Raw genomic sequence first — 18,779 nt, forward strand, 5'->3', positions numbered from 1 at the left:
AAAAAGCAGAATTGGTAAAGGTTATTGGGCCATTAGCCTGCCTTTACGCGTTAGTAAACCATGAATGTGATGACATTCATCTTTAGATTAAGGACCTAGTTGCATGTCTGAACCGACAGCGTTAAGTCTTATTCCCCCAGTTGTTGTATTAGTGTTAGCCATTTGGCTACGTCGACCCATTTTGTCGCTAATTGTGGGGGCGATTTCAGGGCTACTATTGCTTAGCCCTGCAGAAGTATTACCCAATTTCGCCGCCATTTCACTCAGTGTCATGGCCGATGAAACCATTGGCTGGTTAATCCTAGTGTGTGGTAGTTTTGGCGCGCTAATCGCATTGTTGGTGCGAACTGGCGGCTCGATGGCCTTTGGTCGTCATGCACTTAAATTTGCCAAGGGGCCGCGATCTTCGCTGTTTATGAGCTTCGTGCTTGGGGTCATTATCTTTATCGATGATTACCTTAATGCGCTAACTGTTGGCTCAACCATGCAGCGAGTGACCGATAAATTTAAAGTCTCCAGAGAGATGTTGGCCTATGTGGTGGACTCTACCGCTGCACCTATCTGTGTGCTAGTGCCATTGTCGACTTGGGCAGTGTTTTTTGGTGGCTTACTGGTTGATAACGGTATTGCACCCGAAGGCCAAGCCATTGCTGTGTATATGCAGGCAATCCCTTACATGCTCTACGCATGGTTATCGGTAGCGATGGTCATACTCGTGATTGTCGGTATCGTGCCAGTATTTGGGCCGATGAAAAAAGCAGAGCTAGCGGCTAAGCAAGGTGAGCCAGCGCTTAAGCAAGTCAATTTAGAAGACGTACAGACTTCAGATGAATACGCGGTGAAAGCGGCCGAAGACAGTTTTGAGCAAGCCGATGATTCGGGTAAGTTGCACAACTTTTTTGTGCCAATTTTCTTGCTGGTGGGTTTCACTATCTACTTTGATATTGATATCTGGTACGGCTTGTTGGCCACATTGGCGGTGACATTGCCTTATTATGCTTTGCAGCGTTTAATGCCGCTGTCAGAGATGATGGAGCAAATGATTGATGGTTTTAAAAGTATGCTGCCAGCGATTGGTACTGTGATTGCGGCATTTATCTTTAAAGATGTGTGTGACAAATTACTGTTACCGCAATTTGTGATTGAGAGCTTAAGTCCGTATATGACGGCGCAGTTCCTACCTGCAGTGGTATTTGTTGCTATGGCGGGATTGGCGTTTGCCACGGGCTCAAGTTGGGGCATCTTTGCGGTATCTATTCCGATTGTTATGCCGTTGGCACAAGCTGTTGGAGCAGATACACCGTTGGTTATTGGTGCACTATTGTCTGCGTCATCTTTTGGTAGCCAAGCGTGTTTTTACTCCGACTCGACGGTGCTGGCAGCCCAGGGCTCCGGGTGTAACTTGGTGAGCCACGCGGTAACTCAGTTACCTTATGCGCTTATCGCAGCGGCGGTGACGTTTGTAGGCTTTATTATGTTGGCCTAACCGGCAATACCATGAAAAAACGCAGCCTTAGTGCTGCGTTTTTTTATGCCTATTGTTAGCGACTTTTTCTGGCACTTTAGTGCTGGCGACTCTTTTGGTTGCTATGGCTGCGCGTTGCCGGTCGAGTCGATGGTTGTGAGCGCGTTGGTTTAGCCGCTTTAGACTGGCTTGTTGATTGCCGTTGCACGCGATTATTGGGTGCTTGCGGCAGATACTGGCGCTGCTGACTCGTGGCTCGGTTTTGTTGGTTACTGCTCACTTTGTTACTGTAATGACTATTGCCGTTCACTTTAGTGCGAGCCTGCTGGCTAGTGGATTTATTAGTGCCGTAATGGCGCTGATTGTTGTTCAGCTTTGGCTGCTGTTTAGTGGGCTGCTGGCTGATTTTAGCGCTTGAATGTTTGTGGTTATTGCTCGCCACATTAACCGGTTTAGCGGCTTTGTTTTGCTGCATTTTATGGCTGAAATCTTGCTCTCTTTTCAGGCGTTGTTGCGGCTTAGACAGCGCTTTGTTATTGGCAGCATGACTCACATTAGTGTGTTTTACACGCGGCTGCTGGTTATAAAACTTAGCCGGTTTATGGCTGTTATAACGCTGTTTGACAACAGGGCTACGGTAGGCCACGCCACGGCGATGCTGAGGTTTATGGTGCCAACGCTGCGCTCCTTTGCTGGTAACAATGCGGCCATGGTGACGGTATTTATGTGACTTTCTATGGTGGGTAACCACCACATGGCGTTTATGCCAATGGAAAGCACTGAAATAGAAATTAAAGCTGATATGGGTACGGCTATGCCAATAAAAGTGACCATGTCGATAGTGCACATAATGGCGCGGATAATGCCAATAAATGGGCGGGTAAGCGTGCCAGCGCCAGTATCCGTAGACAACACGTGGGTCATAGTAAGGCACATATATCACTTGGGGTTCACTGGGCTCAATTATGATCTGATTGTTGACCTTAGTGACGGTCATATTATCCATCTGCTCAAGGTTTTCAGCCTCATCAGCCTGCTTTCTTAAGTCTTGAATACTGGCGAGAACGTCAGCTTCGTCTTGTAAGAAGGCGTCACCTAAATCTTGAGTCCAGTTTAAATCTTCGCTTAGTCGCTCTAATACGCTGGGAAAGGCGAGTAAGGCGGTGACACTGGGATCCCAATCTTCATCTTCAGCTTTAGCCATTAGCTTATCTGCGGCTAAATCTGGATGCTTCTTGGCGAGGCGATCTGCTTCGACAATCTCCAGAGGGTAGGTTGCTGCAATCAGAATATGGGTCAGTAAACTGTCTGGGTAAAGGGCAATAGGCGCAAGCATTTGCGCCAATTCAGCATCGCTAAACTGGGCTTGTTGTTCAATATTGCTATCGCTGGCGTAGGCAAAACCTAGGCTGGACATTATCAGGCAGAGTCCAAGTTGCCAGCGGCGGATTAATCTAGTCATATGCACTCCATTACCACATTGTGGGTTATCTTGACTGAATCATACCCAAGTGAAAATGAACACAAGCTGACAATTATGGGTCGCTGCGGCCGATTTTTGGAAAATACAATATAAACGCCGCGCCACCTAAGTGTTGTGACTGCGCGATAGTTAAGCTGGCATCGTAGCTTTGGCAAATATCGCGCACTATGGCTAAGCCAATACCATGGCCTTGCTCGTAGGTATCGGCGCGTATGCCACGTTGTAAAATGGTTTGGCGCATTGATTGACTCACACCATCGCCATCATCTTCAATGGCTAGGCGCAAGCCTTGCTGTGCGTCGACACTGACCGACAATTCAACCCGTTGTTTTGCCGCCTTACAGGCGTTGTCGAGCAGATTACCGAGTAGCTCGGTTAAATCGCTTTGGTCGCCATAAAATAACATATCGGCACTGGGCGCTTGTCGATAGCTTAACTGCACATCGGGATAGATTTTTGGCAAAGTTCGCATCAATTTGTCAGAGACATCACTGACCTTGACCCCAAGGTGCCATGCGTTATTGGCGACGCTCTGAGCTCGCTTAAGTTGATAACTGATGATTTGATTGATTTGTGCCACCTGTTCAGCTGAGCTGGGGCTCAAATCTTGTTGGCTACGGATCACCGCCAGCGGTGTTTTTAGGCTGTGGGCTAAATCGGATAGGGCATTGCGATAACGGCTACGTTGACGCTGCTCCGCCGTTAACAGGGTATTGAGTTGCTTGGCGACGGCATTGATTTCGGTTGGATAGAGACCGTTAATTTGCTGGCTTTTGCCCTGTTCGACTTGGGTCAGTTCATGGCGAAAGCGTGCCAGTGGTCGCAGTGTCCAGGTTAGCCAGCTAAGCTGGACGATGGCCAATACCGCCATCAAAATCAGTAACCATGTCCATAATTGGCGGCTAAACTTCTCAATTTGTAGCTGAAACTCCGCCCGCTCCTTCAGTACATGCACTGTGACTGTAGTGCTCTCTTTTAAGCTATTTTTCTGGATAAAGCTGACACTGAGACTGTAGACCAAAAACGGTTTGTCGTTGATATTGATTTGCCGAAAACTACTTTGCCCCAAAGGTGGAGTAGGCAGTGAATCAGGTGGAGTCAGGCCACTGTAAGAGTTAGATTGCCACAGCAGTTGCTGGCCACTTTCAAGCATTTGCTGCAGTGGTGCACTGAGTGTCTTGGCTGCCGCTTTAGGGCTGGATATTAGCGCATAAAGGCCCGATTGAATCACATTAAAGCGGGTTTCAGTTAACAGTTCAGGTACAAACAGGGCTTGTTGATCAATATCGGTGACTGCCAGCACTGAGTACAAGTAAGCACTGAGCTCATTTTCAGCGGCTTGGCTGACATAATCTTGAAATGCCTTGTTTAAGGTGACACCGATGATCGGCAATAACACCAAAATCAGCAGTAGGGCGCTGGCAAGCAAGCGAGCACGCAAAGAGCGAAAGCGCAATGCCGTTAATGCGGTTTTCAGCCATTTAGGCTGATGGCGACTTGCAGCCATCGTCACTGTTAGTATTTCCGCAAACGGTAACCTTGGCCACGCAAGGTCTCGATGGGCTTGTGGCGATTATCTGGGTCAAGCTTTTTACGTAGGCGGCGAATAAACACTTCAATGACATTGGAGTCCAAATCAAAGTCCTGATCGTAAATGTGCTCAATCAATACCGTTTTTGAAATCACTTCGCTTGGGTGCAACATAAAGTACTCAAACAGCTTGTACTCTGAGCCGCTAAGCTTTACCCCTGTGCCATCAATGTCGATATCGTGGCTGCTGGTGTTTAAGGTATAGGGGCCATGGTTAATAATGGGGCTCGACTTGCCGGCGGAGCGACGGATTAAGGCTTTTAGGCGTGCGACTAATTCTTCAGGCTGAAACGGTTTAGTCAGGTAGTCATCGGCACCTGCATCTAGGCCTTCTACTTTGTCTTGCCAGCTATCACGGGCCGTGAGAATCAGCACCGGGTAGTCAAGTTGCTCGGCACGTAGGGTACGGATCAGGCTAATGCCATCCATGATGGGCAGGCCAACGTCGATAATAGCGGCATCGTAGGGATGTTCTTGGGCTTGAAACAAGCCATCTTCGCCATCGCCGGCAACATCCACGGTAAACTTTTCAGCTTGAAGCTGCAGCTTGAGGTTATGTTGTAGCTCTAAATCATCCTCGACTAACAATAAACGCATGGCAACGCCTCCTCTTGCAAGATGATGTGTTAGCGACTCATGCGGCCGGTTCGTGCGTCAATATTGACGTAGAACACTTGGCCTTCACGGCTGAGTAATTTGACCTTGTATCCCGGGTTGCCATTGATGTGAATCGATTGTGCATTGAGCACTTTTGCTGAGTACTGATTTTTCGCCATACTGATCGCTTGATTGCGGTTTTTTACAACCAACTGATTAGCGCGCGGTGGCTTAGCTTTTGATTGCGGAGGCTTGGCGTTGGCGTATTGATTTACTCCAGCCAATAGTTGCCCATGACTTAAGCTGGAATAGCTTAAGCTCAGGCAAACTAACAGTATTAGACTCAGGGAGTTCTTCATTTACCGTATCCAAAGTAGCCGACTGAAAACTATTAAGTTCCTATTCAAATGCTAGGGGCTTAACAGTTTAGGCGTGTTAAAAATTCGTATTGTATTGAGTGTAAAAGATCCCATGGCAATAGGAAACAACTTGCTGAGCAAAACCAGCGGCTTTGGCCGCTGCTCTTGCACTATATGTTAAATGGTGACATGGCCAAAATGAACATGAGCTGAATACTCACCTATTGTGAAAGCCCTGAGTACTCATGAAGTTAACGAATATGTAGATTAACAGCTGTTCAGCTTGCGTTCATTTAACATCGCTTTTAATTGATAGCAACTTAGTGGTTAAGTTGGAGAATCAAAATGAAGCGAATTCAGAGAATCAAAGGATCGGTCCTAAGGTCATCACCCAAATTACAGCGTCGACTGCAATCTATGTTATGGCTCGGCTGTTGTATGTTAATTATGACGGTAAATGGCGCCATGGCGAGCCAAGATACCGCTCGTCACAAAGGGGTTACTTCCGTCGATTTCAGCCAGCCACACAGTGTGGAGGGTGCGCAAAAAGCCGCTAAGCTGGCGGCTAAAATTAACCCGCAACCTGATAGTTCAAATCAAGTTGCTAGCGACAGCATTGTCCCTAGTGCTGCGCAACAGGTTGCTGAGCACAAATTGAATGTCAACCAAGGCATGATACGCACAGCTGTTACCGACGTGAGAAAACAAGCGGCTGAAAATCATGGGGTGACGGCAGCAGATATATTCTCCAGTGGCCAATCTTTGTATCGAGAGTTTAGCCTTTACGATGCCTACGCGCGCTTGTTTACTGACAACAATGGTGATGGTTACTACCAAACACTGAGTATTACTTTTGATGCTGATGTGTACAGCATGTATGTCGGTGAGCGTGCTGAGGTATTTGCCGATATGTATTTAAGTCGTAATGGTGGGCCTTGGGTGCTGTACCACACCACAGACATCTTCACTATTATTGATGATAGCTCAGATGACGACTATGAAGTGCTCAGCACCCTGCACACAGGTTACCCCAGCGACAGTTATGACGTGTTAATTGACTTATATGAAGTGGGTAACCCCAATATCGTTGCCAGTATCAGCAGTGAAGATACCGACAACCTGTACGCTTTACCGCTGCAAAGTAGCGACTATGATGTTGATTACGTTGAGGTGGTTGAAGTTTCGGGTGGTGCACTCGGTGTGGGTGTATTCTCTGTGTTACTGCTACTGGCTTATCGCCGTAGGACTTAGTATCGCCAAGGGTAAAACACGCAAAATTGAAAGCGGCAATGGCCGCTTTTTTGTTGTCGCTAAGGTATGATAATCGTTACCTAGATGACAGATATAAACATGTTATGAGTCAAACAACTGCAATTACTCAGGTTACCTATAACGGCAATAGCCAAGATACAGCACTATGGATTTGGGAGAACTTAGTGCCGGACCAAGGCCGTGCACACAGTTTGCAAGGCGAGGTGTTACGAGTAATAGAGGCGCTGTGTTTTGAAGCCCAATGCAATGGCAACTTAAACTGGGACAGCCAATTTGACGCGCTCATTGATTTCTTGCGCCGAGCCTATTTAACCGATGCTTACCCCATGGCGGCTTTCTTCTCTGCCCATGACATCGACAAGATAAGCCAAGATATCGACCGTCTAGCGACATTTATTTTGCCCACTCAGCTCGATAGTCGCGTATACACCGACGAGTTACCCTACATTGAAGAGGACCTATATAACCGCTTAATCGCTCAGTTAGTGCGTTATTGCCGTCATGCTCCCGCTCTCGTACCGCTAGCAGAATAACCCCGACAACATCAACAGCAGTGTTTGGCATTAAAGGCTTAATATCTGGAAGGTTTTGGTCTACTATGTTGATAGCTTGTTATTAATGTTATGTGAGGGTTTGATGAAACAATTCAGTGTCCGTGTTATCGCTGCAGCGGCGCTATTACTGTCAAGTAATGCCATGGCTGCCAATGTTGCCGATATTAAAGGTTACTATTTAGGAGTGTTAGGCGGTAACGGTCAGCTATCTGCCGGTGACTTCGATGAATCTGCGATCAGTTATGGCCTCTATGGCGGGTATTATTTCAGTAAAAATTTCGCGGTTGAATCTACCTACATTCTGACAGATAACTTTGTCGAAGAAGGCGATGTTAAAGCTGAACAATTATCGCTGTCGGCTAAATTCCATCACTATTTCAGCCCAATGTACTCCATGTTTATTAAAGCAGGTATGGCAAAAACCAATCTTAAGGCCACGCCTGATTTTGACGGTACGGGTTGGCTATGGGGCGCCGGTTTTAATGTTGCCTTTAGTAATCAAGTTAATGTGCGCTTAGCTTATGAAATGCTTTATACCGACTTAGAAAACAGTGCCAGCGAGACCTTAGAAAGCGATCTTGGTACGGTATATTTAGGTGTGCATTATCAGTTTTAGTACTTGGGAGTACTAAATTAAACAACCGCATTAAACCCGTTATACACGGCTGCCATTATTAGTCATTTGATAGGGACTTTTCATGAAAAAATTAAGTATTATTAGCGCACTAATGGCAGCAAGTTTAACGGCGCAAGCAGCTCAGCCCAGCCCCGCTCAGTTGGCACAAAGTGTGGAGCAAGCTTTGCCTAAGCTTGAGCAACTCTACCTGCACCTGCATCAACACCCTGAATTGTCTTACCATGAGCAGCAAACAGGCCAACGCATGGCGACCGAGTTAAAACGCTTGGGGTTTGAGGTGACCGATAATTATGGTGGTTATGGCGTGGTGGCGATATTTAAAAATGGCCAAGGGCCAACGGTGATGGTGCGCGCCGACACCGATGGACTGCCAATTACTGAACAAACAGGTAAAGATTACGCATCGACGGTCACCACCCAAGATGAAGATGGCAACACTGTTGGGGTAATGCATGGCTGTGGTCATGATATTCATATGACCAGTTTAATTGGCAGCGCCGAGCAGTTAGTTAAACATAAAGATCAATGGCAGGGCACATTGATGATGGTGGCCCAACCTGCCGAAGAGGTCGGCGGCGGTGCCAAAGCGATGTTAAAGCAAGGACTATTTAGTCAGTTTCCCACGCCGGACCATATTTTGGGATTACATGTGAGTGCCTCATTACCTGCAGGCCAGGTGGGAATCGCCCCAGGTTATGCACTGGCTAATGTTGATTCCGTGGATATTACCGTTAAAGGCAAAGGTGGCCACGGTGCCTACCCGCATACCACAATCGATCCAGTTGTATTAGCATCGCGCATTGTTTTAGCTTTGCAAACGATTCCGAGCCGCGAAGTGTCGCCGTTAGCGCCCAATGTGGTGACGGTAGGCTCCATTCATGGTGGCTCTAAACACAATATCATCTCTAATGAAGTGAAACTGCAGCTGACATTACGCTCCTACGATCCACAAGTACGTTTGCAGCAGATTGCTGCGATAAAACGCATGGTGAAAGGCATTGGTATCAGCGCCGGACTGACCGAGTCTTTGCTACCTACGGTTTACGTGCATAGTGATGAAACCATCCCCTCAACCTATAATGATCCGACTCAAACTGCGCAGATCCGCGATAGCATTCGCCAAGCGATTGGTAGTGACAATGTGGTGAAGTCGGAGCCCGTTATGGCCGGTGAAGACTTTGGTTTATATGGCTTAACGCCAGAGAAACGTCCTATCACCATTTTTTGGTTAGGGGCGGTAGAGCCGACAAAATATCAACGTAGTGTCGACAGCGGTAAATTGCTACCTTCACTGCATTCGAGCTTGTTTGCGCCTGATTACCCCGACACCATCAGTACCGGTGTGAAAGCCACAACCGCTAGCGTAATGGATTTATTTAACGCTAAGTAGTGGTTCAAGGCAGAGTGTTTGCAGCGAGTGTTTCAGTCACTTGAATGAATGGCTGTTGGATTAATGGCTATTTCATAAATACTTTGCCACCAATCATCTTAAATGCCGGTGTTCCACGCACTAAGGTGTCCCTAGCAAATACCTGTTGGCATTGTGGGCACGTACAGGCTGTTAGTGTGTGGTCGCTGACGATGCGTTCTTTAAAGCACTTTACCAGTGCCCCTTTTCCGCCCTTGCGGTACTTATACAATAACGCCTTACAGTTAGCGCAAAAGATGTCGACTGTGCGAGTAGGGCCTTTCTTATTGGGTTTTGCCACGCTGATACCATTAAACTGTGAGCGGGTTATTGTATGTCAAATTTTCGCTCATATCAGCCGCTTTATTGTCAATATTATCCAGCAAGCTAGATGTTATTTAACTCACCTCTATTAAACCTTAAAACCAATTTGATCATAAAAAGCCAATTAATTATTAACGTTAATAGACTTAACCGTTAAGTATAACTATTTGGCTGCGGCTGAAAATACAGCTAATTAGCTCGTATGATTCAGTTTTGTTTCTGCTATAGAAAAGGGTGGGCTGAGCGTGATTTTATTTCGACTTGTATTTATTGGTGATATTGAAATTAAATGCTTTGTAAGCTGATAAAACTCAATTAAAAAAGCAATGTGGATCTATAGAATAATTAAAAGTTTTAAACATAAATTTAACATACTGTATAAAATATGTAATATTCGTTTTGCTTTACGCTGTGAGATAAAGCGAAGCGCCTTTCTCTTCGGGGTTAGATATTAAGGAGAACAGGCATGGTAAATGTCCGTTTTTTCCGTTCTAATGAGGAAGAGTTCATATGGAAAGTCAATACACAAAATTAAGCTGTGGCACAGTGTTGCTGCTAAGTTTAATGACCGCTCCCAATTTAGTGAGCGCCAACGTCAATCCCACTGTTGCCGTGGTACAGCCCAGTTATGTAGACAAGCTGGTCCTTGGTTCTGATTTGATTATCAAAGGTTCACTCATCGATATTAGCGAGAAGCTGTCGCTTGAAGGTATCCCGTATACATTTGTCACTTATCAAATAGATGACACCATTAACGGTCGCTATGATGATACTGAAATTACGCTGAAGTTTGTTGGTGGTGAATTTGAAAATGGTAACCGACTTAGTGCCACTAATTCTCCCGTAGTAACATTAGGTGAGCAGGCCATTTTATTTGTACAGCAACAAAAAGATACTGGCTGCGATTTTGTTGAATGTGAACATGGCAGGATGTTAATAAAAGAGCAGCAAATTTATACCGCGAATGAATCAGCAATTTTACTTGATGGTAAAGGAGAGGTTAGCTATATCAGCCATGCACAACAGCAAGGCGAAAAATATCGTGATGAGTTAACTCAGTCAAATGCTGATGCCTTCGTACAACATTTAAAGCAGATCGCTAATCAGCCCAGCATAATGGGCAGTGTATCGCTTAAACCCGTAGTGAATATTGATAAAAACCTTGAATTTAATGCCTATCCAGCGCTGAGCCGAGCCATGGCTGGTCCCCAAGTGCCCAAAGCCTTACAACGTCGTGTTGAAGCGGCTGACTTGGCGCAGAAAGCTGTGGCCGGATCTCACGATGCTTGGGAGCTTGAGCAACTTCAGCTTAACGGCGGAAACCCTGTACTGGGTGGTGATTCAGCGAACAAATAGTGACGTAACATAGCTATTTTGTGCAGAAAATTTAAGGAACAATAATGAAAACTAAACATCTTGTTGCGAAACTTGGTATCGCAACCTTACTTACCCTTTCAAGCTCTCAGGTCATGGCGTATCAATATTGGACTGATTGCAGTAACAACACACCGCGTAAATGGCCAACTAACAGTGTGACCTTTAATGCTAACCCAGCCGGTTTTGGGGGCAACTATACTTTTTGGCGTACATCTTTTGCTAAGGCGCTAAGTCAATTCAATGCGACCCCAGTGAATTTAAACATTGGCGTGGCACTCGACAATGACAACTTAGTGGGAGTGGGCAACGGAGAAAGTGAGATCTGGTGGGACAGTAGTGGTAGCTCTGCCATTGGCTACAATGTTACCAACCCCTGTGGCGTGACGGTTGAAGGCGATATTATTTTCCATAATACCGTGGCTTATGACGACAGCATGGAGCAGAAAACTAACTTCTGGAACTATGGTGGTAATAGTCGCACCTTTGAATCTACAGCCTTGCATGAAGTTGGACATACCGTGGGTTTAGCCCATGAAAATCGTTACTACAACATTATGGGGACAGACTATACCCATCTGCACACCAGTGGTGAAAATCAGCTGCTCGCTTATCTGGGCGAAGATGCCGTGAATGGTCTTATCAATCTTTATGGTTCAACCACTAAGCAGGATTTATCCGTTGCGGCTTGGCGACACATAGGTTCATCGGGTGCGTATAGTAATCATGGCCGAACTCGATTATTCAGCAGCGCCGGCAGTGAGCTAAGCAGCAGTGTGGCTAACTCAAGTTGTAGCAATACCCAGTGTGAAAGGCGTTATAACGTGGCGATGGGCGATACCGTAGGGTACGAAATGACCCTTGAGAACAATGGTAGCCACAGTCAGTCGGTTGTGTTGGGCTACTACATTTCAACCAATGCCACTATTACCAGCAGTGATACGCTAATAGGCACTGACACGGTGACGATTACCCGTAATACACCAGATACAGTGGTTAAGTCAGTAGTTATTCCCGCCAATTTGGCGCCCAATACTGATTATTATCTAGGGGTGATTGTGGATAACAGTGATGCCGTGTCGGAATGGTCAGAGCAAAATAACAGTAGCTATATGCATATTCGAACTGGTGCAGGCGGTCAGAATCAAGCACCAACAGCTCAGGCCAATGGTCCATACAATGGCGCGGTCAATGCCGCTATTTCGTTTAGCAGCAATGGCTCGGTCGATACTGATGGTAGTATCGCCTCATACCAATGGAATTTTGGCGATGGTAACAGTGCCAATAGCGCAAATCCTAATCATAGTTACGCTGCGGCAGGTAACTACACTGCCACGCTGACGGTGACCGATAACCAAGGTGCCAGTCATACAGATTCGGCCAGTGTGAGTATCACTAATGGCAGTGGTAATAGTATTGAGAATGCCTGTTTAACTGAGTCTCCCATGTATGGTCAGAACCTCACCAGCGGCGACACCATTTGCGTGCCTACAGAGACTATCAGTAACCGGATAAAGTACTTTTATATCTATGTTGATTCGAGTGTCAATAGTATAGAGATCCGCAGTGATCATGGCAGTAATAATGGCGATGTGTTTTACAAGGCGTCGAGCTGGGCTACTAGCAGCAATTATGATCAACGCTCCATTAATAGCGGCAATACCGAGTCAATTACGGTCACTAACCCAACTGTCGGTTGGCGTTATATCAGTATTGTAGGCGCTCACTCGGGCATGAGTTTAAAAGTCGAACTTAAATAGTGGCTAAGTAAACTAATAAGCCAGTGGCATTAGCTCACTGGCTTATTTTCTGGACTCAATATCAAGTACTAAGCCATTTTAGGCGCTGTACATTTAGCCGTCAAAAATGGACTCAGTGCTACAGCACAGTTAATACCTGTTCCATTGCTAAACGTGATTTAGGCAAGCTGGCATTATAGTCTTCAGTACTGTGATGATAGCCCATGGCTAATGCCACTTCACAAACAAATCCGCCCAGTTCTTCTTTAAATATTTCACCTATTAACTCGCTATCGACGCCTTCCATGGTGGTGGAGTCAATGCCTAAACGTGAAAGCACATGTAAGGTGTTACCTAGGGCTAAATAGGTTTGCGACTTGGTCCAAGTTGCCGTGTTACCGTTTTGGTCAGTATTTAGTTCAGCAAAAGCGAAACCGGCAAATGCTTGCTCGCGATCTTCAACCTTAGTGCGACCATCTGCAATGCCTTTATCAACCACTTTGGCGTAATCATCACGGGTATAGTGCGGATTATGGGCAAACAATATGATGTGCGAGGCTGACTTTGCATGGGGCTGGTTAAACTGAAACTTGTTGGCAAAAGTGTCATGAAAACGCTGCTTAGCCGCGTCAGACTCAATCACAATAAATTTCCACGGCTGCGAGTTGATTGATGATGCCGACAATCGAGTTGCTTCATAAATAACCGCTAAATCCTCAGATGAAATACGCTTGCTGGCATCGTATCGTTTAGCGGTGTAACGGTTTTCAAGGTCGGTAATAATCGCGTGAGTCATAATCAATACATCCTATTTGTGGTTGCCAAGCTATAGCTTAGGTCAAACTATCAATGTGGCCATGTTAATCGGGTTTATACAACCAGAAAAGCGCTGTTGATTTGAATGATTATCAAAAATGATTTGTTAATCACAAAATGCTGCGGCGAGTTAGGCTTTCATTTTGCGAGTGCTAGGTGAAAGATCAATTGGCTTAACTTAAGCCTAGTAGTGCGGGTTTGTGGTGTTAGCCCTGCTAAATAAGGATAAAGTTTCTAGTGTGTATCCCACATAGCTTCGCCAGTCCGGAGTATTAATGGCTGTGGCTATATTTTCGACATTATTGGTATATTTCCATTTTGTTGGAAATATGTTGACAGTGTTCTTGGTGATCTCTATATTTTTACTATTCTAAAAATATGGAAATATAGAATGTCTATCAAAATGGAAAGTGCTATAACGTTTTTTACTAGTACGGTTGTAGAGTTAGTTGTACTGTTTTTTATGATTAGTTTTGTGGTTAACCTGATAAATGCCAAGTTACCTGCCAATAAGGTTAGCCAGCTACTTAGTGGTAATCGCGGCTATGTAATAGCCGTTAGTCTTGGAGCCTTGACACCTTTTTGTAGTTGTTCAACATTGCCCATGACTATTGGGCTGATTAAAGCCCGGGTATCATTTGGTCCAATGATGGCATTTCTGTTTACCTCCCCCTTATTAAACCCGTACATATTCGTGTTATTTGGGTTTGTATTTGGGATTAAAGTCACTGCGATATATAGTGTTTCTGTCATTGTGCTAGCGGTCATAAGTGGCCATGTTTTGCAAAGATTGCACTTTGAACGCTTTATAAGAGAAGGCATGCAACCAAACGCTGTAAATGCTAGTTGTGAGCAACCTGCGCCACCAAGTTCAGCCCCTTTTCTTCATAAAAAAAGCCTATGGCGCCACTCCTTTATCGAATCTTACAAACAGCTAGCTGCGTTCGTGCCTTATTTGTTGATAGGGGTTGCCGTTGGCGCTCTGTTACATGGTTATACCCCGCAAGAAACGATTGAACAGTTAATGCGCCACAGCCTGATTTTCACCATTCCAGCGGCCGCCATTCTCGGTGTCTTTCTCTACATTCGTGCGTCGACCATGTTACCCATTGCAACAGCCTTAATAGCAAAAGGGGCCAGCATGGGGCCGGTAATGGCGTTGACTGTAGCGGGCGCGGGGGCAAGCTTGCCGGAGCTAATCATGATGAAAAGGATGTTTTGTTGGCCGTTGATGTTAGCGTTTATTTTGGCTGTGTTCACCACCGCATGTGTCACTGGTTTTGCCATTGAGCTTATTTAGAATTCAAATTATAAGGACTGTAAAAAATGAACATTTGCTATGATTTTGACAGTGGCAGCATTGCCGTGATCTCAACGACAGACATCGATAATATTCAAGTTGCGCTTAGGCCTGATAATAACTGCACCACTCGCCAGTGGTTCCACTTTCGTTGTCAAACTAAGGCGGGACTACCACACACTATTCGCATCGTTAATGCAGGAGATAGCAGCTTTGCCAACGCCTGGCAGCGCTATCAAGTCATGGCTTCATATGACCGAGAAAACTGGTTTAGACTGCCAACAACATACAATAGTGGCGAGCTAGTGATTCGCCATACTCCCATTGAAGACAGCATCAGCTACGCCTATTTCACACCTTATGACTATGCAAGGCAGCAAATGTTGGTCCAGGCATCGCCACAGTCTGATATTTGTCAGCTTACCTCGCTGATCACTACAGCAGATGGTCACTCACTTGACATGCTAACAATTGGAAAAGCTGCACCGCACAAACAGGCGATTTGGTTGATAGCAAGGCAACACCCAGGTGAAACGATGGCGCAGTGGTTTGCTGAAGGGTTAATACACCAGCTACTAACACCTAGTGATGAAGTTAGTTCACTGCTGGAAAAAGCGGTGTTCTACATCGTACCGAATATGAATCCGGACGGAGGAGTAAGAGGCAATCATCGCACCAATAGTCACGGGTTGAACCTTAACCGGCAATGGGACAAGCCATCTAAAACACGTTGCCCAGAAGTATATTCTGTTCAGCAAATGATGCAGCAGACTGGTGTTGACCTGCTTTTAGACATTCATGGTGAGGAAGAGATCCCATATTGCTTTATTATGCCTGCAAACGGTGGTGAGTTACTGGCGGCACAAGCTGAACGCTTTAAACGTGATTTTGTATCTCATAATCCTGATATGCAAACTGAGATTGACTACGACAGTTATAAAAAGAAGTATAAGCGCTGCTGTGGCGTGAGTTGTAAAGATAAGCAAAGCATGGCAACACAGTACGTTACGGGTAACTTTGATTGCTTGGCAATGGTGTTGGAAATGCCATTCATTGACAATCAAAACAGACCTAATGCTTCAACCGGTTGGTCAGCCTCGCGTAGTGTCCAATTGGGCGCTGATGTAATAAAACCGATTGCCACATTTATTGGCTAACAAGTCTTTGACCCAGTATAGAGCTTAGTCATAGGCATGAATGCTTATGACTAAGCTCTATACTTCAAATAAGGAAGTCAACTCAATTTTCACTGATTGTTGTTTTGCAGTGAATTTTACATTTGCTGTTAGTGGCTGCTCTACCTGAGCTTGCCAACACGAAAAATAGCGGTAATCAGAAATGGCCAGCGCGGCTATGGTGCTAATGTGACCGCTGTGCCAAACACCATGATTTCTGATGAGCCATCCATTATCGCGCTGGTGGTAAAGCGAATGCCGACGATGGCATCGGCGCCTTTTTCATTGGCATTTTCAATCATGCGTTGGATAGCGGTATCTCTGGCCTCGGTCATCATTTCGGTATAACCGCGCAGCTCACCACCTACAATGCCTTTGAGTCCAGCCATAATATCGCGTCCAATATGTTTAGATTGCACTACATTGCCCATGACAACGCCCACAACTTGCGCTATCTGCTTTCCTGGAATGGTGTCTGTGGTTGAGTAAATCATAAAATCTCCTCGTAAAGGCAAACAATAAAGTGGTATGGGGAGCGGCGCACACTCATGCTGTAATGTTACCGCGAGTTGTCAATATACACCGTTTGGTTAGCTGGGGTTAGGCCGTTTTACCTGATAGGTATTGCCAGTTTTGGTAAGTGCCAATGGCATAAAATGTACCGATAATGAAACAGATCCCCGAACTGACCAACCAAAAGCTTAAGCTGTTGCCTGGAAACATCGGCATGATGGCAACAAAAGCGACGCCACGAGTGAGGTAGATGAATGAGATAACAACTAGGGCGAATTTTAGCAGTGGTAGTTTGATTATCGCCTTGGCACCGGATAAGCCATACAGTGACCAGATGGCTAAAATAACAACGATTATTGCCGTCACCACACTGGGATACCAAAGCCCTTCCTCGGCCATTTGTGCCATTTGTTCTCCTGCACCAAAAAATCGGTACCAATCAGCGCCAAAAATAATACAGCCTAAGTGGGCTAAGGCCGCAATGGCGCTGCATGTCGCCCCCAAAACTAAATAGATATTAATGCGGCGTTCACCTGCTTGCATGACAACTCCGTTTGATGACATCTTTTGGTTACCTATTACAAAATCACTTAGCGATGTGGCGTGGGTGAATCAAGCGTCTGGCTGTTATTTTTCGCTTTAAATCGATGGGCCAAGCTGGTGAAAGATAAGGTGAGTACCACGCCACTGGCAAGGTAGTATATCTGCAGTATTAATATCTCGTAGTGAGTATAGGCCGCTACGCCGTCGAATAAGCACAGGCATAGGCCAATAAGGCTCAATAGCGCAAATAGGTTTCGGGCGATGACATTAAAAGTGAGCATGAGTAAAGCCGCGAGTTGCAGCGGGGCGACAATAGACAACTTAAGCCAATGGGGAAGCGATGAGTTAAAGCCGTGCCAGCTCATCGCCTCTACAATATCTTTGCTGTACACCAAGCTGCCAGTTATGTAATGCATAAAAAAGCTTGATAGGCACACCAACAAAACAGAGAGTTTAAACAGGGTTTCTAGTTTCATCTTATCTTCCTTTAAGCAATCGCGCAGTCCTGTGCAAATAGCAACGCTAGCTTGAGCGCCAGTGTGAAATAGAGCTTAGTTCATACCCACATAACCCGGCATGGCCTGAATACGGCGGCACCATTGTTGTATTTTGGGGTAAGCGGCTAAATCAAAGCCGCCTTCGTGGGCAACATGGGTGTAGGCATACAGTGAGATATCGGCAATGGTAAGCTCATCGCCGACTAAATATTGGCTTTGAGTTAGCTGGGCTTCCATTATCTGCAGCGCTTTATGACCGCCTGCTTGCAGTGATTGATATTCTGCTGCTCGCTCTTGTGGCAAACCTAAGTATTTTTGTATAAACCGCGCCACGGCAATAAACGGCTCGTGACTGTATTGTTCGAAAAACAGCCACTCATACACTTTAGCTTTGCTGTAATTGTCGCTGGGGAGTAGCGGAGTTTGGTCTGAAAAATAGCCCAAAATTGCATTCGATTCACATAGCGTGCGACCATCATCGAGCTCTACTGCAGGGATTTTGCCATTGGGAAATCGAGCTAAATATTCAGCGGTTTTAGTTTCACCATCTAAAATATTGACGTGTATCCATTCATGCTCAATAGACAGTAAAGACAATAAAAGTTTAACTTTTAAACAGTTACCTGATTGTAAATCCCCATAAACTCTCATTGTTCCTTCCTTGATGTTCAGCAAAGGTGAGTACCACAACATAATACGACTGGCACTACATTAACGCCCGGCGGCTAAGATTGTCGCGGTGTCACTGACCTTTTTAAATATAATGCCCATGTTGCAAACACAACTTCAGCAACTAAATACAGGTACATAAATAAGTTGGCTTGACCGTCGACTAAGATACCTAAAAGACGAGCAAAAGCCATAGAAAATAAGGTAATGGCGATAACGGTTAGTGCTAAGTTAGTCTGTTTTTGCCATCTCATAATGCAAATGAGAGACAGGCCGATAGCAAACTGCGCGCCACCATAGGTTGCTCTAAAATCGATTGTCGCTGAGGCGGGAGCAGGGCTGGCGCCGGTGATCCAATGGGCCATCTCTACGGGAATTAAGGTAAAAAATGAGCCGTAGAGTAAGAAAAATAGTGCAGTTGCATACACCAAAACTTTTGCCATACCGACTCCTTTAGTATCGCT

At 45.6% G+C, this 18,779-nt stretch carries 20 protein-coding genes; 9 read left to right on the plus strand and 11 right to left on the minus strand.

Annotation, left to right across the window (positions count from 1 at the left end):
• Positions 1 to 103: 103 nt before the first annotated feature.
• Positions 104 to 1,486 (plus strand): Na+/H+ antiporter NhaC family protein, encoded by a 1,383-nt coding sequence (locus FLM48_RS06645; RefSeq protein WP_179024110.1) that lies wholly within the window; start codon positions 104 to 106, stop codon positions 1,484 to 1,486.
• Positions 1,487 to 1,562: 76 nt separating this feature from the next.
• Here the strand turns inward: FLM48_RS06645 and FLM48_RS06650 are convergent, their stop codons facing one another.
• From FLM48_RS06650 to FLM48_RS06665, 4 genes are all read right to left on the minus strand, one after another.
• Complete coding sequence (locus tag FLM48_RS06650; RefSeq protein ID WP_179024111.1) at positions 1,563 to 2,927, minus strand: DUF3300 domain-containing protein; 1,365 nt, start codon at positions 2,925 to 2,927, stop codon at positions 1,563 to 1,565.
• Positions 2,928 to 3,000: 73 nt separating this feature from the next.
• A complete protein-coding gene (locus FLM48_RS06655) occupies positions 3,001 to 4,455 on the minus strand; it encodes an ATP-binding protein (RefSeq protein ID WP_179024112.1) in 1,455 nt (484 codons plus the stop codon).
• 8 nt (positions 4,456 to 4,463) lie between these two features.
• On the minus strand, positions 4,464 to 5,135 hold the full coding sequence (locus FLM48_RS06660; protein ID WP_028774362.1) for a response regulator transcription factor: 672 nt from the start codon (positions 5,133 to 5,135) through the stop codon (positions 4,464 to 4,466).
• A gap of 29 nt (positions 5,136 to 5,164) precedes the next feature.
• Positions 5,165 to 5,494, minus strand: a complete 330-nt coding sequence (locus tag FLM48_RS06665; protein WP_028774361.1) for a PepSY domain-containing protein — start codon at positions 5,492 to 5,494, stop codon at positions 5,165 to 5,167.
• 438 nt (positions 5,495 to 5,932) lie between these two features.
• Between FLM48_RS06665 and FLM48_RS06670 the strand changes: the two genes are divergently transcribed.
• From FLM48_RS06670 to FLM48_RS06685, 4 genes are all read left to right on the plus strand, one after another.
• Positions 5,933 to 6,745, plus strand: coding sequence for a choice-of-anchor H family protein (locus FLM48_RS06670; protein WP_256871072.1), 813 nt, complete (start codon positions 5,933 to 5,935; stop codon positions 6,743 to 6,745).
• Positions 6,746 to 6,849: 104 nt separating this feature from the next.
• Positions 6,850 to 7,299 carry a hypothetical protein gene (locus tag FLM48_RS06675; RefSeq protein WP_028774360.1) on the plus strand — a complete coding sequence of 150 codons (450 nt, stop codon included), beginning with the start codon at positions 6,850 to 6,852 and terminating at the stop codon, positions 7,297 to 7,299.
• Between the two features lie 103 nt (positions 7,300 to 7,402).
• Positions 7,403 to 7,936 (plus strand): outer membrane beta-barrel protein, encoded by a 534-nt coding sequence (locus FLM48_RS06680; protein WP_179024114.1) that lies wholly within the window; start codon positions 7,403 to 7,405, stop codon positions 7,934 to 7,936.
• A gap of 82 nt (positions 7,937 to 8,018) precedes the next feature.
• Entirely contained in the window at positions 8,019 to 9,347 is a 1,329-nt protein-coding gene (locus tag FLM48_RS06685) for an amidohydrolase (protein ID WP_179024115.1), read from the plus strand.
• Between the two features lie 67 nt (positions 9,348 to 9,414).
• Here the strand turns inward: FLM48_RS06685 and FLM48_RS06690 are convergent, their stop codons facing one another.
• Positions 9,415 to 9,666 (minus strand): hypothetical protein, encoded by a 252-nt coding sequence (locus FLM48_RS06690; protein ID WP_084632570.1) that lies wholly within the window; start codon positions 9,664 to 9,666, stop codon positions 9,415 to 9,417.
• Between the two features lie 533 nt (positions 9,667 to 10,199).
• Between FLM48_RS06690 and FLM48_RS06695 the strand changes: the two genes are divergently transcribed.
• Positions 10,200 to 11,045 carry a hypothetical protein gene (locus tag FLM48_RS06695; RefSeq protein WP_179024116.1) on the plus strand — a complete coding sequence of 282 codons (846 nt, stop codon included), beginning with the start codon at positions 10,200 to 10,202 and terminating at the stop codon, positions 11,043 to 11,045.
• A 44-nt stretch (positions 11,046 to 11,089) separates the two neighbouring features.
• On the plus strand, positions 11,090 to 12,823 hold the full coding sequence (locus tag FLM48_RS06700; protein ID WP_256871073.1) for a PKD domain-containing protein: 1,734 nt from the start codon (positions 11,090 to 11,092) through the stop codon (positions 12,821 to 12,823).
• A 118-nt stretch (positions 12,824 to 12,941) separates the two neighbouring features.
• Here FLM48_RS06700 and FLM48_RS06705 read toward each other — a convergent pair whose 3' ends face one another.
• Positions 12,942 to 13,598: a nitroreductase family protein gene (locus FLM48_RS06705; protein ID WP_028774354.1), complete on the minus strand. Its 657-nt coding sequence runs from the start codon at positions 13,596 to 13,598 to the stop codon at positions 12,942 to 12,944.
• 423 nt (positions 13,599 to 14,021) lie between these two features.
• Between FLM48_RS06705 and FLM48_RS06710 the strand changes: the two genes are divergently transcribed.
• Positions 14,022 to 14,918, plus strand: a complete 897-nt coding sequence (locus FLM48_RS06710) for a permease (RefSeq protein WP_256871130.1) — start codon at positions 14,022 to 14,024, stop codon at positions 14,916 to 14,918.
• A gap of 26 nt (positions 14,919 to 14,944) precedes the next feature.
• The gene (locus FLM48_RS06715) at positions 14,945 to 16,075 is read left to right on the plus strand and encodes a carboxypeptidase family protein (protein ID WP_179024118.1); all 1,131 of its coding nucleotides are present in this window, start codon (positions 14,945 to 14,947) and stop codon (positions 16,073 to 16,075) included.
• 194 nt (positions 16,076 to 16,269) lie between these two features.
• Here the strand turns inward: FLM48_RS06715 and FLM48_RS06720 are convergent, their stop codons facing one another.
• The 5 genes from FLM48_RS06720 to FLM48_RS06740 all read right to left on the minus strand — a co-directional run bounded on the left by FLM48_RS06720 (position 16,270) and on the right by FLM48_RS06740 (position 18,758).
• Positions 16,270 to 16,587 carry a heavy metal-binding domain-containing protein gene (locus FLM48_RS06720; protein WP_028774353.1) on the minus strand — a complete coding sequence of 106 codons (318 nt, stop codon included), beginning with the start codon at positions 16,585 to 16,587 and terminating at the stop codon, positions 16,270 to 16,272.
• 106 nt (positions 16,588 to 16,693) lie between these two features.
• The gene (locus FLM48_RS06725) at positions 16,694 to 17,149 is read right to left on the minus strand and encodes a hypothetical protein (RefSeq protein ID WP_179026296.1); all 456 of its coding nucleotides are present in this window, start codon (positions 17,147 to 17,149) and stop codon (positions 16,694 to 16,696) included.
• A gap of 47 nt (positions 17,150 to 17,196) precedes the next feature.
• Positions 17,197 to 17,625, minus strand: coding sequence for a hypothetical protein (locus FLM48_RS06730; RefSeq protein ID WP_179024119.1), 429 nt, complete (start codon positions 17,623 to 17,625; stop codon positions 17,197 to 17,199).
• A gap of 75 nt (positions 17,626 to 17,700) precedes the next feature.
• Positions 17,701 to 18,297: a glutathione S-transferase family protein gene (locus FLM48_RS06735; RefSeq protein WP_179024120.1), complete on the minus strand. Its 597-nt coding sequence runs from the start codon at positions 18,295 to 18,297 to the stop codon at positions 17,701 to 17,703.
• Between the two features lie 74 nt (positions 18,298 to 18,371).
• Positions 18,372 to 18,758, minus strand: coding sequence for a DUF4345 domain-containing protein (locus FLM48_RS06740; RefSeq protein WP_179024121.1), 387 nt, complete (start codon positions 18,756 to 18,758; stop codon positions 18,372 to 18,374).
• Positions 18,759 to 18,779 lie beyond the last annotated feature (21 nt).

It is taken from the genome of Shewanella sp. Scap07, assembly GCF_013394145.1.
Lineage (GTDB): Bacteria > Pseudomonadota > Gammaproteobacteria > Enterobacterales > Shewanellaceae > Shewanella > Shewanella waksmanii.